Below are 15,096 nucleotides of genomic sequence, written 5' to 3'. Positions count from 1 at the left end.
TCGAGAGATTTTTGCGAGACCTAAGTTGTACGTGCGCTCGGTGGCGGTGGCACCCGCAAAGGGGCGGTCAGCCCGTTTCCCGGAATCGCTCAGCCGTCTCAAGGTCGACCGAAACAAGCTGCGAAACACCTCTTTCGGCCATGGTGACCCCGAAAAGGCGGTTCATCCGGGCCATCGTGATCGGGTTATGCGTGATCACAACAAACCGGGTTTCCGTGCTTGCCGCCATTTCGTCGAGCAAGTCGCAGTAACGCTCGACATTGGCATCGTCGAGCGGTGCGTCCACCTCATCCAACACGCAGATCGGCGCAGGATTGGTGAGGAAGACGGCAAAAATCAGTGACATTGCGGTCAGCGCCTGCTCGCCGCCGGACAGCAGCGTCATTGTCTGCGGCTTTTTGCCCGGCGGACGCGCAATGATTTCAAGTCCTGCATCGAGCGGATCATCGGAATCGACAAGCTGTAGTTCGGCCGTCCCCCCGCCGAAGAGGTGCGTAAACAGTCGCTGGAAGTGGCCGTTGACGACTTCGAACGACGCAAGCAGACGTTCGCGTGCTTCACGGTTGAGATTGGAGATGCCGGTCCGGAGGCGCCGGATTGCCTCGATCAGGTCGTCGCGTTCCGACGTCAGTGTGGTTTTCTGCTCATCGATTTCCTTCAGTTCTTCTTCGGCGCGAAGGTTCACACCGCCGAGCCGCTCGCGTTCGGATTTGAGTCGCTCAAGCTTGCGCTCCGTGGCGCCAGCGTCCGGAAGCGGTGCGCCCTCCTTCAGACCTGCAATGCCCGGCAAAGCGGCGACCGTAACCTCCAGATCCTCGTCTATGCGGCGCTCAAGATTGCTCTTGCGCTCTTTGGCGGCTTCAAACCTTTCTTCGGCGCGGATCTTCTTCTCGCGCGCACCGGCCATCGCATCCATGGCCACCTTTGCCGCGCGGTCCACGTCGGCAAGGTCAAGTTCGGCCTGCTGGAGCTGGTCATCCCGGTTCTTCTTTTCCGCTTCTGCCTTGGAAACGGCAGACAGGAGATCACGGCGCTTGATTTCAATGTCTTCCGGCGCTTCGATCAGTTCCGCCCGCTCTTCTTCCGCCTCTTCCCTGCGTTCGGTCAGCACCGTGACCTGCCGTGCAGCATTTGCGGCCCGCGCCTTCCAGCTGTCATATTCGCGCGCAATGGCCTCGAGCCGCCGGTCGCGCATCACCTGTTCGCGTGACAGACCTTCCGAGATCGCACGCGCTTCGGCAAGTTCGGCCCGTGCGTCGGCGACACGCGTCTGGAGCTCTTCAATCCTGTCCTGATAGTTGGAGCTTTCAGGCGCGTCCGCGAGGCGTTCCTCGGCTTCCGCCATTTGTTCGCGCGCAAGTTCAGCCTCTTCGCCGAACCTTTCAGCGCGATCCTGTGCCGCTGCCTTTTTCGCGGCCAACTGTGAAACCGCGCGCTCTGCAGCACTCAGAGCCTCGCGGGCCGAGGCGGCGCTGCGCTGACCGTCCCTCGCCTTGCCGCGCGCGGCCTGTTCCCATTCGACAGTTTTGCGCACGTCGGCGGCAGCGATTTCGAGTGCCTGCTGCTTGTCGACCAGATCGCGGCGCGCCGTTTCGATTTCGTCGCCCAGTTCCAACAGGCGGTTCTTCTGTGCCAGTCGTTGAGCAGCCGGTGTCGGTGCATTTGCCGCGACGACAAACCCGTCCCACCGCCACAGGTCGCCCTCTTTCGAAACGAGCCTCTGACCGGGTGCAAGCCTATCGCGAAGGCCGGGGCCCTCGGCCTGTTCAACGACACCGACCTGGCGCAGCCGCCGTGTCAGCTCAGGAGGGGCAACGACAAACTCGGCAAGGGGTCTGACACCTGCTGGCAGACCGGCATCCTCAGCGTGCGGCAACGCCGGACCCCATTTGACAGCGGCACTCGCGTCCAGCGGCGCGTCCAGATCCTCGCCAAGTGCGGCTCCGAGCGCAGTTTCATACCCTTGCTCGACCTGAAGCTGTTCAACGACAGGTGTGAAATCCTTGTCAGCCAGGGTGTTGAGGACCTGGTCAAGCGTCCTTGCTTCCGTTTCAAGGCCTTGCAAGGCCTGCTGCGCCTCTGACAGCGGAGTGCGTGCGGCCTGCTCGGCATCACGTGCTGCACGCGTTGCTGTTTCTGCTTCCTCAACAGCCGTTTCCGCCTCCAGAAGGGTTTCTTCAGCGAGCTCCAATGCCTCGCGGTTTTCGGCAACGCCGTCATGCTCCGCCATTTGAGCGTTGAGCGTTTCAAGCGTCTGGTTGGCATCCTGAACCTGAACCACCAGACGGTCCGCGCGCAGACGCGACTCGGCAACCGCCCTTTCGAGCTGCCTGCGTTCTGCGCTCGCACGTGCCTCGGACGCCGTCACATCGGCGAGTTGCGCTTCCAGCGTTCCGACCGTTTGCTCGGCTGCCGCCACCTTTTCGCGTGCGGCTTCCGTACGTTCCTGCACGGTCTCGTTTTCTTCAAGAAGCTCGGCACGCTCTTCACTCAGGCGCTCCAGAACGTCATCGTTTTCCGAGGCCATTGCCTGTTCGCGCCGAATGTCCTCGGCAAGCTGCACCAGTCGTCGTTCCAGATCCTGCAGACGTTCCTTGACCCGTCTTTCTTCCGCATCCAGTTCATTGCGGGCGATAACGAGACGCTGCAAGGTGGCGGCGGCCTTTGCGGATTCATCGCGCAGTTCAGGCAACTTATGCGCCGCAATCGCCTGAATGCGAGCGCTTTCGGCCTGCAGGGCGGTCGCTTCATTGACCTCCTTCTGCGTCTCGGTGAACTGTTCTTGCGCCGCCGCGAGCGCATCCCGCGATTCCGTCCAGCGAATGTAAAGGATGGAGGCTTCCGCAGCCCGGATTTCGGAGGAGAGGTTCCTGTAGCGCGATGCCTGGCGGGACTGACGGCGAAGATTGTCGAGCTGACCGTCGATCTGCAACAGGACATCTTCCAGCCGTTCAAGGTTCTGTTCAGCGGCGCGCAGGCGAATTTCCGCCTCATGCCGGCGGGAGTGCAGACCGGAAATACCAGCAGCTTCTTCCAGGATCTGCCGCCGGGCCGTCGGTTTGGCTGCAATCAGCTCGCCGATCTGGCCCTGGCGAACCATTGCGGGAGAGCGCGCTCCCGTCGAGGCGTCGGCGAACAAAAGCTGCACGTCCCGAGCGCGGACATCCTTGGCGTTGATCTTGTAGTTGGAGCCCTGCTCCCGTTCGATGCGCCGGCTGACTTCCAGCAGGTCGGCATCGTTGAAAGCTGACGGTGCCGTGCGGTCCTGATTTTCAAGGAAAAGGGCAACTTCGGCGGTGTTGCGGGCCGGACGGTTCAGGCTACCGGAAAAGATCACGTCATCCATTCCGGATGCACGCATATTCTTGTAGGAGTTCTCGCCCATAACCCAACGCAGGGCCTCGACGAGATTGGATTTTCCGCAACCGTTGGGACCGACGACGCCCGTCAGTCCATCACCGATGATGAATTCCATCGGCTCGACGAAAGACTTGAAGCCCACAATGCGCAGTTTTGAGAATCTCATCGGCGCTCACTCCGCTGTTGAGCGAGCGCCGGAAAAGTCGATTTTGCGGCGAGGCATGCGCCTCCAGCCGGCGATAGAGCCGCCGGTTCAGAGTTCCGCGTCGATGAGTGCTCCCATCTGTTCAATCGACATCGCCCCCGGGTGCCTTGCACCGTTGATGAAGAACGTCGGTGTCGAGTTCACGCCGAACTCGTTGGCCGCACGATCCCTCACTGCATTAACTGCGTCGAGCAATCCCTGGTTTGTCAAGCATTCCTCAAAGGACTCCTGTGTAAATCCGATCTGTTTGGAAAAGTCGAGCAAGGAATTGTAGGGATTGTCGGTGAACGCCCATGCACGCTGGTTTTCGAACATGGTATCCACAATTTCAAAGTAGTTTTCCGCAGGTGCACAACGTGCCAGCATGAATGCGGCTGCCGAGACAGGATCGAGCGGAAACTCGCGGAAAACAAAGCGGACCTTGCCGGTATCGACATACTGCTCTTTCAGCGGCTTCCACGTTCTGTTGTGGAAGTTTGCACAATGCCCGCAGGTCATGGATGCATATTCGACGACCGTCACCGGTGCGTTTTCGTCTCCGAGGATCTTGTCGCCAAGCGGACCCGGCACCATGAGCTCGTCAACATCAACGCTCTGTGCAAAAGCCGGAAAACTGAAAGTGAGGCCGGTAGCAGCGGCTGCCAAGGCAGTCGACTTGAGAAAGTGTCTGCGAGTCTGGGTCACGAGAATCGTCCTGTCACTTGTTTTAAGCACAGCACCCGACGGTGCCGGTTCTATGGCATCATTTGCCTCTTGAGGCACGTGGCGTCAACAACGCTTATCAAATGTGGCAGGAGAGAGGAGAACAGAAACCTTTGTTTCACGATGATGTTATTGCTTTGTTATCGCCGATTTGCAGCGTTTCGGCGCAACGGATCAGGCAGCCTTGTCCGAGTTCTTGGCGATCACCTGCGCACCCAGTTTCTTCAGGGCCTCGCGAAGGCGGCCGTTTTCGACACCTTCCAGACTTTTTTCCAGTTTTTCCTCTTCAGACGCGGAAAGCGATCGCAGGGGTTTGGGTTCTTCCACTGGTTTCGCGCGGACAGGCCGCTGCAAAATCTTGATGCGCCCGACCGCCGCCCAGCCATAGAAAGAGTTGATCCTCTCGATCACCTGCATGCCGTCATGAGAAAGCATCAACGCGGTCGCGCCGTCCGTATGGACGACAAGTGTCGCTGACTGGCGCGGGGCTTCCGGATCATCCAATTCGACTTGCCGGGGCCAGATCAGTTTGTCGGGTTGAACGCGGGTGCCGTACCGCTCGCCAACGATATCCGCCCAGGCCGCGACAATGTCGACGGAGGCAAAACCGCGTTTCCGGCAGGCAGGCGTCATGGCCTTGCCGACAAGGTCGGCCAGCAGTTTTGCCTCTTTCGGCTTGTTGTGCGCATTTGCCTTTGACACGTTGTTGGCCTACCTCCTGATACGGTCTGCCGATAGGTGCCGATTAAAACCGGTTCTCACATTGGGATTTGATGTCGCAATAGAATACGACAAAATGACGACGAATACTTTCACATGTTCCATACCTGGATCACATCTTCCCAAGTTGTCCCCAGGCTTTCCAAGATTGCGACAATGAATTCATCGACAAGTACACTCTGGATCTCATGACAACTGCTTCGCTCAGTCACACATTGCTGACATGGTACGACCGGCACGCACGAAAACTTCCCTGGCGCGTCTCACCGGAAGACGGAAAGATGGGGGAAGTCCCTGATCCGTATCGCGTTTGGCTATCAGAGATCATGCTGCAGCAGACGACCGTTGCAGCAGTGAAAGACTATTTTCAAAAGTTCACGGCTTCATGGCCAACGGTTGAACTTCTTGCGGCCGCCGACGAGGAAGACGTCATGAAGGCCTGGGCGGGGCTGGGTTACTACTCACGTGCGCGAAATCTGAAAAAATGCGCCGAATTGGTCGCTCATGAGCACGGCGGAAAGTTTCCCGAGGCCGAAGACGCCCTGCTCAAGCTTCCCGGCATCGGTCCCTACACGGCCGCTGCCATTGCCGCAATCGCGTTTAACCGGCCGGCCGCTGTCGTCGACGGCAATGTGGAACGCGTTCTTACGCGCCTGAAACAGATCGAGACGCCCCTGCCCGATGCCAAACCCGAAATAAGGGACGCAATGGCCGGTCTGACGCCACATGATCGCCCTGGCGATTTTGCGCAGGCGGTGATGGATCTGGGAGCGACCATCTGTACCCCGCGGCGGCCGGCTTGCGGTCTTTGTCCATGGATGAACGACTGCGAGGTTCAAAACTCAAACCTTGCGGAAACCCTGCCCAGAAAAGCGCCGAAGAAGGAAAAACCGACCCGGTATGGTGCAGCCTTTGTCGCGGTTGACCGGAAAACAGGCGCCGTATTGCTTCGCCGAAGGCCTCCAAAAGGATTGCTGGGCGGCATGACGGAAGTTCCCGGAACCGAGTGGTCCGAGACGTTCGATCCGGCGCGGGCAGCGGGCCAAGCCCCGTTTGCCGGCGCATGGAAAAAATGTACTTCGGAAGTGAAACACACGTTCACCCACTTCCACCTGCGGCTGACGGTCTTTCGCACAGACACGGAAGACGCCGTTCTTTCCAAGGTAGGTGGCGCCTGGTGGTCGCCAACCGCGTCGCTCGAAGACGAAGCTCTGCCGACGGTAATGCGAAAGGTGGTCTCGGCGGCACTGCGCTGACGGAACCTTTGCCAGCAAAAGGGCTAGAGGATCTCGCCTACATCTATCCGGTTGCCGTCGGGATCCGCAAAGACGAACGCTCTCAGGCCATAGTCCTTGTCCTGAAGGCGTTTGATTATGCGAAGGCCATGGTCCTGGCACCTTCGATAGGTCTCCGTTGCATCGGAGACCAGCATATGCGCGACATTGAAAGCCGGTGCCTTGTATCCTTTTTGAAGGGTGAGGTGCAGTTCCGCATCGTCTTTTCTCAGTATCATGAAACCGACGGGGTCACCGTTTTCAAACGTCTTTTCGAATCCGAAGACATCCCGATAAAGCTGAAGCGATCTTTCAATGTCGCTTACCGGAAGCATTGCGGCGATACGACCAAGGCGAAGGGAATGGTTTTGTTTGGTAGGCATGACATGCCCCTTTTCAGGATGCGGGCCGCCATCCGGATCGGTCGGTGCCGTATTCCAGCCGCTTGCCTCGCTGTTCAGGTCGGTGCCTGAAGACATACTAGACGCTCCGAAATCTGCGTCAAATGTTGCGCCCGAGTTCATTCACGCAATAGAACTCGATTGCGTTTCCTGACGATTGCCGTTTGAAGGAGACGAGCAAACATCCGGACACATCTTCATGTTCACTCATGCAATTCCTTCTCTTTTTTCTTCCGCCGAATGCACTGAAATCATCCGTTTGAGCCAGGCGGAGACACAGAATTCCGGCGGGCTCGTCGGTGGCGTTCAAGAGAGCGAAATCCGACGGGCAAAAATCAGCTGGCTCGACGACGAAGGACCAGCTGCATGGGTCATGGAGCGGATCATGAGCGCTGTGGCCGAAGCCAATCGGGAAACCTTCGATTTTGAGATCACCGAGTTCCGGGAGAAGCTGCAGGTCGCTGTCTACGATGAAAACGAGGCAGGTCATTATGACTGGCATTCCGACATAGGCGACGGCCAGATCGCGCAGCTTCGCAAGGCGACTATCGTGGTTCAACTTTCGCCGCCACTCACTTATGAAGGTGGCGGCCTGGAGATCAATCTCGGCAGTCGGGTGCTGGAAGCTACCCGGGATCAGGGCAGTGCCACCTTATTTGCCAGTTTCATGCTGCACCGGGTGGTGCCTGTCGTTTCAGGGCGTCGCGTCTCGCTGACATGCTGGTGTCACGGTCCGAGATTCCGCTGAAAGCAGATCCGCCTGTTCTGCGCCGTCCCGGACCCGATCCGGGACCTGTTGCCAAGTCCGGCAGACCGCGGCTCGAGGTCAGGGCGGCTTGTTTCTATCGCGGGTGCGGGCACGCGCGACGTAGATTGGGTGTCTCTGGATCACACGAAAGTGTGCGTAAATCCGCGATCACTTTTTCCTCATCCATTTTTAACGAACGGGCGTAAAGACAGCGACACAGGTGCACAAACAACTTTTTGAATTCGCTCGGGAAAGTGCGTTTCCCGAAGCCCTGTCCCCTTGCCTGTGCGCTACACCGGGAGTGAGTTATGAAACTAATCCAGAAGCTTGTATTCGCCCTTCTTCTTGTTCTGCCGCTGTCCGCGGCCAAGGCCGGCCAGAAAGACATCGTCGACACTGCAGTCAGCGCTGGCTCCTTCAACACGCTGGTAGCCGCCGTTCAGGCAGCAGGTCTCGTCGACACGCTTAAAGGCGACGGCCCGTTCACTGTCTTTGCACCGACCGATGAAGCATTTGCCGCACTGCCGGAAGGCACCGTTGAAAACCTGCTGAAGCCTGAGAACAAAGACCAACTCGTCGCGATCCTCACCTATCACGTGGTGCCGGGCAAGGTGATGTCTTCCGACATCGCAGGCAAAAAGGCTGAAGTCGCGTCCGTAGAGGGCAGCGAAATCACTGTCGACGCCACCGATGGTGTGAAAGTGGACGGTGCGAAGGTCGTTTCAGCTGACATCGAAACCTCCAACGGCGTTATCCACGTCATTGATGCGGTCATTCTGCCGCAATCCTAATCAAAGAACAGACGGGTACATTCAAGCCCCATCATGTTCCGTCTGCCGGCGCGGTCTCGAAAGAGGCCGCGCTATTTTGTTTCGAAAGCACGGCCAGCGCGCGGCTGCGTATGGCGCGGAGTGCGCTTCAACGCGAAACGGCATTTGACGCGCTCCGAATTTTGCTTTTTTCATAAACTAGCACTGGACACATAGCGTAGAATGATTCTAAAAAACAACTCTAGAATTATTCTAAACTATATCCCATAGACTCCGAGGAGAGGTGGCCATGAAGGGTAGTGAAAAAGTCATTGAGCGTTTGAACGAGGCCCTGTTCCTTGAGCTCGGCGCAATCAACCAGTACTGGCTGCATTATCGGCTTCTGGCCGATTGGGGCTTTGCCCGTCTCGCCAAAAAAGAGCGGGAAGAGTCCATTGAAGAAATGCAACACGCCGACAAGCTGACGGACCGGATCATCTTCCTGGAAGGTCATCCGAACATGCAAAAAGTTGCACCGCTGCGCATTGGCCAGAACATCAAGGAAGTTCTGGAATGCGACCTTGCCGGTGAATACGACGCCCGCGCATCCTATAAGACGTCCCGCGACATCTGCCGTGACGAGGGCGACTACGTTTCCATGGCGATTTTTGAAGAACTCCTGGCGGACGAAGAAGGTCACATAGACTTTCTGGAAACCCAACTTGAGCTTCTTGAGAAGATCGGCGAAGAGCGATACGGCCTGCTGAATGCCGCTCCCGCTGACGAAGCCGAATAAGACCGGCTAAAGTCCTCTTAAGTTCTTGAACGCGCGCTGGAAACAGCGCGCGTTTTTTTGATCTGATCAGCTCCTCTTTCCGTAAAGTTAATATTACCTGAGGAGGACGGAATGGTTGGGGAAAGACTGAAACAGCTCGCTGATATGCTTGAGGCTCAAGTTCAGATCCTGATACGCAGCGGTGAGCTTACCGAAGCCGCGGTCGCAACGCGGGAAGTGGCGTCACTGCGGCTTCTTGCAGAGGTTTCGGAGTAGAGCGACGCCCTACTGGAATGCGGTCTCGGCAAAGCTTCTCAGTTTGCGCGAATGCAATCGTTCAGCGGTCATATTGCGCATCTTTTCAAGGGCTCTGATGCCGATTTGCAGATGCTGTGCGACCTGTCTTTTGTAAAAATCTGTCGCCATGCCCGGCAGCTTCAGTTCACCATGCAAAGGCTTGTCCGAAATGCACAGCAGCGTTCCGTACGGAACACGGAACCTGAAACCGTTCGCAGCGATCGTCGCCGATTCCATATCAAGCGCAATGGCACGTGATTGGGAAAAGCGTTTGACCAGTTCGGGCTGGTCCCACAGCTCCCAGTTCCGGTTGTCCAGGGAGACCACCGTTCCCGTGCGCATAAGCCGCTTCAGGTCATAGCCGTCGATACCCGTGATCTCCGCAACGGCATCTTCCAGCGCGACCTGCACCTCGGCCAGCGGCGGGATGGGAACCCATGTGGGCAGATCCTGGTTGAGGACGTTGTCGTCACGCACATAACCATGCGCCAGCACATAGTCACCGAGTGTCTGGCTGTTGCGCAGGCCCGCACAATGGCCAAGCATCAACCAGACATGGGGTCGGAGCACGGCCACGTGGTCGGTAATCGTCTTGGCGTTCGACGGACCGACACCGATGTTCACCATCGTAATCCCGCCACCGTCTGCCCGTTTCAGATGATATGCCGGCATTTGCGGAAGCTTTGCCGGCTCTGCACCGCATGACGGCTCGCTCTCGCCGGCTTCCGTTGTGAGGTTTCCTGGTGCCACAAACGCTTCATAGCCGCTGTCGGGATCGTTCAGAAGCTCGTGCGACATGCGGCAGAATTCATCGATATAGAATTGATAGTTCGTGAAGAGTACGTAGTTCTGAAAATGCTCTGCCGCCGTTGCCGTATAATGCTGAAGGCGGTGCAGTGAATAATCGACCCTCGGTGCCGTGAAAGACGCGAGCGGCATGATGCCGTCTGCGGGATCATAAGTACCGTTGGCAATGGAATCGTCCATCACCGTCAGGTCCGGCAGGTCAAAAATGTCGGCAAGCGGGCGGTCCAGATTGGCCGCTGCGGCGCCACCTTCGACATGCGTGCCATCGTAAAACGCAAAGTGAAGCGGGATCGGCATCTCGCTGTCGCCGATAAGGATCGGAACATCATGGTTTTTCATCAGCAGCGATAGCTGGGATTCCAGGTAGTGACGGAAGAGATCGGGCCGAGTGATGGTCGACGCATGCGTGCCGGGGCCGGAGACGAAGCCGTAGGACAGGCGGCTGTCCAGGCGAACGTGACTGTCTGTCACGATCCGCACCTGAGGATAAAAAGCCCTCACCCGTTCGTTTATCTCGTGTCCCTCCAGGAGGTCATTGAAGTGGGAACGCAAAAAAGCCGTGTTCGCCTCGAAGATATCAATCAGCCGGTCGACCGCCTTTTGAGCGCTCGTAAACACTTCAAGCGGATGGGAAGGTGCCAGACGGACCCGCCGGGTTCCGGTCGGAATATCGCTGTTGATCAAATTGGACATAAACATCTCCTTATTGTTGTTATGGGAAGCACAGTCCCGCCAAGCCACGCCATGGTCAATACACCTAGCGGCAGTTTTTGAATTTTTTTTCGCGATGAGAAAATTTCTGCAGCATTCACAAGCTCAAATTGCAAAACAGGGAAACTGCCAACTTTTGCAACATGCCGCTGTTTCTGGGGCAATAGGTCCATCTCAAGCGCTGGCATCAACCGGCGCTGCTGTTCCGCTGCGAACGAACGGTCTTTTCGCAAGCACGCATTGCCGATACTATCGTCCCGAATTCTGATCAGGAGCTTCCCATGAAACGTATCCTATTGAGCCTTGCGGTGGCTGTTTCCTTTGCGTTTGGAACCGGATTTGCGGCGTTTGCGGCCGATCTGCCTGACCTTGGCGGCAAGGAGGTGGTGATTGCTTCAGAAAACACCTATCCACCGCTGCAGTTCGTCGACCCCAAAACGGGTCAGCCGGCCGGATGGGAATATGAGGCGATCGCAGAGATCGCAAAACGGCTGAACATGGAAGTGACGTACGAGAATGTCAGCTGGGATGCGATGATCCCTGCGATTTCCGCAGGCGAATATGACGTCGCCATGAACGGCATCACCATTCGTGAGGACCGGGCTGAGAAGGTTGCTTTCTCTGACCCCTATATGCGTTCGGAAATGTTCATGCTCGTCCGGGCCGAGGAGGATCGTTTCACAGACCCCAAGGAGTTCGCCGCCAACACCGACTTCCTGGCGGGCGCTCAACCCGGCACCACGCCGTTCTACGTGACTGTCTATGAAGTTCTGGACGGGGATGAAAACAACCAGCGCATCAAACTCTTCGAAACGTTCGGAGCCGCGGTTCAGGCCCTCAAGATCGGCGATGTCGATCTGGTTCTGACGGACAGCACCGGTGGACAAGGCTACGTCAATGCCAACCCTGACACGTTCAAACTGATCGGAGATCCGATGGGGACGGAAGACTTCGGGTTCATTTTTCCAAAAGGTTCAGAGCTGATAGAGCCGTTTAATGCAGCGATCGCCAGCATGCGCGAAGATGGCACATTGGACGCGCTCAACACAAAGTGGTTCTTCGAGTACAAGGCGGATCAATAAAAGGCCCGAAAGCTCCTACCGAGTGGCGACAAAAGATCATACAGCCGGTATCGGGTAAAGCCCTTTGCCGGCTTTCTTATGACCACGCGCGTCTTCGTCGTTTCGAGGCGTTTCCTTCCGATCAGCCCAAGAGGGCATCATGACCAGCAAAAAGACTGCGGCAACAGTCCCGCAAAAGGAATTTCCCTACTGGCTTGTGGCCGCCTGCGCCATCGCAGTTTTTCTTCTCTTCCAGATCGGCACCGATGAGATCTATACCCAGGTCATGTCGACCGTGTCGCGCGGGATCGGCTTGACGATTTTCGTGACTCTGGTGGCGTTTTTCCTGGCATCCGTTATCGGGCTCCTGCTAGCGCTCGCGCTGCTGTCCGGCTCGGTCGTTTTGCGCCAGAGCGCTCGGTTCTACGTCGAAGTGGTTCGCGGACTGCCGATTATCGTGCTGCTGCTTTACATTGCGTTTGTCGGTACGCCATTGCTCGTCGCTGCGATCAACGCAGTTTTGGAACCGCTGGGTGCAGGCACGATGCGCACACGCGACTTTCCGCTTTTGTGGCGGGCGATCGTTGCCTTGATGATCGGCTATTCGGCCTTTATCGCGGAAGTGTTCAGGGCCGGAATCCAGGCCGTAGACAAAGGTCAGATCGAAGCCGCAGAAGCGCTTGGAATGAACCGCTGGCTGCGCTTCCGGCTGATCATTTTTCCGCAGGCCCTCAAGACGATCCTGCCGCCGCTCGGCAACGATTTTGTCGCCATGATCAAGGACAGCTCACTGGTATCCGTGCTCGGCGTCGCCGACATCACGCAGCTTGGCAAGGTCTATGCCGCAGGTTCGTTCCGGTATTTCGAAACATACAACGTCGTGGCACTTATCTATCTGATGATGACAATAACCCTGTCCCTCGCGCTGCGCCGGTTCGAAAGGTCGAAGGATGTTGGCGGACGGTAACGCTCAGGCAGGTGCCGCTTGCCGAACTGTTGCCCTGCTTGCTGTTGTCTTGCCATTCCTGCGAAGGCAGGAATTCAGTGAACACAGGAGCGGGCAATCCAACTCTAATGGGGTGCTTACTGAACCCCTGGCATCCGCTGTATTGCGGCCACGATGACACTAAACGGAGATGAGGACATGCGTTCCTTTGAAGAGATTGAGGCTCTTGCGGCAGGCAAGAAAGGCGGGCCGGACCGGCTTGCAGCTCTGCTCGGCGAGCACAATATGCCCAAGTCCGTCGAAGATCTGGAAAAGATAGGCGACGACCGCTGGCTGTCGATGTTCACCAAGTGCGTTTTCCAGGCCGGTTTCAGCTGGAAGGTGATTGAACAGAAGTGGTCCGGGTTCGAAGAAGCCTTCGAAAACTTTGATGTCGCCCGCCTCGCCTTCCTGCCCGACGAGGCCTTTGAGGCGCTGCTAAGGGATACCCGGATCGTGCGAAACGGTGCAAAGATCAAAGCTGTTCAGGACAATGCGGTGTTCCTGAAAGACCTTGCCCGCGAACACGGCAGTGCGTCGAAGTTTTTTGCTCACTATCCGGCCAGCGACCAGATTGGTCTGATGGAGTTGATGAAAAAACGGGGCAGCCGTCTCGGCGGCACAACGGGACAGATTTCCCTTCGCTTCATGGGAAAGGAAAGTTTCATCCTGACAGGTGATGTGGTTAACGCCCTGATCCGCGAAAATGTCATTGAGAATGATCGCATGTCGAAAAAAAATCTGTCGGCAGCACAAGTTGCCTTTAACGAATGGAAGACAACTTCCGGTCGTACCCTGAACGAAATCAGCAGAATTCTGGCGTTTTCGGTCGGGACAAGTCATTAACTTCTCATTTAACTTTTACGATTGTAAACAAAGCCTTGATTCAAAGGGAATTTTTCTTTTGCGGACTTAACCGCTGATTTACCAAACCCGGTAACCATGACACTCGAAATTGCGTGAGGTATTGCGTCGCAATGAGTGTACTGAGTACCGGGGTGTCCTCCGCGGCACCCCATCCGACCCAAAATCAGGAAGCATCCGCTTCCTGGCTGAATACGATCCTGAAGGGCGACTGTGTAGCCGCTCTTGAGAATTTGCCGCCACGGTCTGTCGACCTGGTCTTCGCCGATCCGCCCTACAATCTTCAGCTGGGCGGCGACCTGCACAGACCAGACCAGTCGAAAGTCGACGCCTGCGACGATCACTGGGACCAGTTCGAGAGCTTTGAAGCCTATGACGGTTTCACCAGGGCGTGGCTTATGGCCGTGCGCCGGGTGATGAAGCCGGACGGGTCGCTCTACGTCATCGGCTCCTACCACAACATCTTCCGCGTGGGCGCGATCCTGCAGGATCTCGGCTTCTGGATCATGAACGACATCGTCTGGCTGAAATCCAACCCGATGCCGAATTTCCGTGGCAAGCGTTTCACAAACGCCCATGAGACTATGATCTGGGCCACCAAGTCGAAAGATGCTAAGCCGACCTTTAATTACGATGCGCTGAAGACGTTCAATGACGATCTGCAAATGCGATCCGACTGGCATCTTCCGCTGTGTACCGGATCGGAGCGGTTGAAGGACAAGAACGGGCAAAAGGTTCACCCGACCCAAAAGCCGGAGTCGCTGCTCTACCGTGTTCTGACGGCATCTTCCAAGCCCGGCGATGTGGTTCTGGATCCCTTCTTCGGAACAGGAACAACCGGGGCGGTTGCCAAGAAACTCGGCCGCGCCTTCGTTGGTGTCGAGCGCGAGCAGGACTACATTGATGCCGCACTTTCCCGCATCGATGCGATCGAGACGGGTGACAGCGAAGCCCTGGAAATGCAGCAGGGCAAACGCGCCCAGAAGCGCATTCCATTCGGCACATTGCTGGAAAGCGGATTACTCACTCCAGGTGTGGAACTCACCTGTTCCAAAGGCAAGCATGTTGCCACCGTGCGCGCCGACGGCTCCCTTAAATCCGGCGATCATACCGGGTCGATCCACAAGGTCGGCGCGCTCGTGCAAGGTCAGGAAGCGTGCAACGGCTGGACCTTCTGGCACACGAAGGACGGTTCCGCGAAGTCACCGATCGACGAGTTGCGAAAGGTGGTCAGATCCCGCCTGCAGGCATAAGCAGGCTGTCAAGCAGAAGCCAATTTCGCGATCCCCGCGAAGAGACTTTTCACCCGCCTTTCTTAGTAGAGGCGGGTTTTCTTTTGCACCAATCAGGTCATTCATTGGGTCAAATTTTCTCTGCAACCTGACTACAACTAAAAATTTAAATAACTTAAAGGTGTCTATTTCAAATTGTTTGCCC

General features: G+C 56.9%; 14 protein-coding genes. 9 read left to right on the top strand and 5 right to left on the bottom strand.

The features are described 5' to 3' along the window. Positions 1-67: 67 nt before the first annotated feature. The 3 genes from smc to ABVF61_RS17275 all read right to left on the bottom strand — a co-directional run bounded on the left by smc (position 68) and on the right by ABVF61_RS17275 (position 4,969). Complete coding sequence (gene smc, locus ABVF61_RS17285; protein ID WP_353994775.1) at positions 68-3,526, bottom strand: chromosome segregation protein SMC; 3,459 nt, start codon at positions 3,524-3,526, stop codon at positions 68-70. A gap of 87 nt (positions 3,527-3,613) precedes the next feature. Then, on the bottom strand, positions 3,614-4,249 hold the full coding sequence (locus ABVF61_RS17280; RefSeq protein ID WP_353994774.1) for a DsbA family protein: 636 nt from the start codon (positions 4,247-4,249) through the stop codon (positions 3,614-3,616). A 192-nt stretch (positions 4,250-4,441) separates the two neighbouring features. Further along, positions 4,442-4,969, bottom strand: a complete 528-nt coding sequence (locus tag ABVF61_RS17275; protein ID WP_353994773.1) for a DUF721 domain-containing protein — start codon at positions 4,967-4,969, stop codon at positions 4,442-4,444. A 206-nt stretch (positions 4,970-5,175) separates the two neighbouring features. Here ABVF61_RS17275 and mutY point away from each other — a divergent pair, with 206 nt between their 5' ends. Further along, on the top strand, positions 5,176-6,243 hold the full coding sequence (gene mutY, locus ABVF61_RS17270) for an A/G-specific adenine glycosylase (RefSeq protein WP_353994772.1): 1,068 nt from the start codon (positions 5,176-5,178) through the stop codon (positions 6,241-6,243). A gap of 23 nt (positions 6,244-6,266) precedes the next feature. On the opposite strand, the gene ABVF61_RS17265 is transcribed toward mutY, so the two are convergent. Then, positions 6,267-6,644 carry a VOC family protein gene (locus ABVF61_RS17265; RefSeq protein WP_353996451.1) on the bottom strand — a complete coding sequence of 126 codons (378 nt, stop codon included), beginning with the start codon at positions 6,642-6,644 and terminating at the stop codon, positions 6,267-6,269. Between the two features lie 217 nt (positions 6,645-6,861). On the opposite strand from ABVF61_RS17265, the gene ABVF61_RS17260 reads away from it, so the two are divergent. The 4 genes from ABVF61_RS17260 to ABVF61_RS17245 all read left to right on the top strand — a co-directional run bounded on the left by ABVF61_RS17260 (position 6,862) and on the right by ABVF61_RS17245 (position 9,210). Then, positions 6,862-7,410 carry a 2OG-Fe(II) oxygenase gene (locus tag ABVF61_RS17260; RefSeq protein ID WP_353994771.1) on the top strand — a complete coding sequence of 183 codons (549 nt, stop codon included), beginning with the start codon at positions 6,862-6,864 and terminating at the stop codon, positions 7,408-7,410. A 308-nt stretch (positions 7,411-7,718) separates the two neighbouring features. Next, positions 7,719-8,201, top strand: coding sequence for a fasciclin domain-containing protein (locus ABVF61_RS17255; protein WP_353994770.1), 483 nt, complete (start codon positions 7,719-7,721; stop codon positions 8,199-8,201). A gap of 268 nt (positions 8,202-8,469) precedes the next feature. Continuing rightward, complete coding sequence (gene bfr / locus ABVF61_RS17250) at positions 8,470-8,955, top strand: bacterioferritin (protein WP_353994769.1); 486 nt, start codon at positions 8,470-8,472, stop codon at positions 8,953-8,955. 111 nt (positions 8,956-9,066) lie between these two features. Continuing rightward, positions 9,067-9,210, top strand: coding sequence for a hypothetical protein (locus ABVF61_RS17245; protein ID WP_353994768.1), 144 nt, complete (start codon positions 9,067-9,069; stop codon positions 9,208-9,210). A gap of 9 nt (positions 9,211-9,219) precedes the next feature. Here the strand turns inward: ABVF61_RS17245 and ABVF61_RS17240 are convergent, their stop codons facing one another. Next, on the bottom strand, positions 9,220-10,731 hold the full coding sequence (locus ABVF61_RS17240) for an AMP nucleosidase (protein WP_353994767.1): 1,512 nt from the start codon (positions 10,729-10,731) through the stop codon (positions 9,220-9,222). A 299-nt stretch (positions 10,732-11,030) separates the two neighbouring features. On the opposite strand from ABVF61_RS17240, the gene ABVF61_RS17235 reads away from it, so the two are divergent. The 4 genes from ABVF61_RS17235 (at position 11,031) to ABVF61_RS17220 (ending at position 14,912) form a co-directional block, all read left to right on the top strand. Further along, complete coding sequence (locus ABVF61_RS17235) at positions 11,031-11,831, top strand: transporter substrate-binding domain-containing protein (protein WP_353994766.1); 801 nt, start codon at positions 11,031-11,033, stop codon at positions 11,829-11,831. 139 nt (positions 11,832-11,970) lie between these two features. After that, positions 11,971-12,777 carry an amino acid ABC transporter permease gene (locus ABVF61_RS17230; RefSeq protein ID WP_353994765.1) on the top strand — a complete coding sequence of 269 codons (807 nt, stop codon included), beginning with the start codon at positions 11,971-11,973 and terminating at the stop codon, positions 12,775-12,777. A 177-nt stretch (positions 12,778-12,954) separates the two neighbouring features. Continuing rightward, on the top strand, positions 12,955-13,641 hold the full coding sequence (locus tag ABVF61_RS17225; RefSeq protein WP_353994764.1) for a DNA-3-methyladenine glycosylase I: 687 nt from the start codon (positions 12,955-12,957) through the stop codon (positions 13,639-13,641). A gap of 131 nt (positions 13,642-13,772) precedes the next feature. Next, positions 13,773-14,912 carry a site-specific DNA-methyltransferase gene (locus ABVF61_RS17220; protein WP_353994763.1) on the top strand — a complete coding sequence of 380 codons (1,140 nt, stop codon included), beginning with the start codon at positions 13,773-13,775 and terminating at the stop codon, positions 14,910-14,912. Positions 14,913-15,096: the final 184 nt, after the last annotated feature.

Source organism: Roseibium sp. HPY-6 (assembly GCF_040530035.1).
Lineage (GTDB): Bacteria > Pseudomonadota > Alphaproteobacteria > Rhizobiales > Stappiaceae > Roseibium.
The sequence above is the reverse complement of the archived record's forward strand: the minus strand, read 5'-3'. Positions and strand labels throughout refer to the sequence as shown.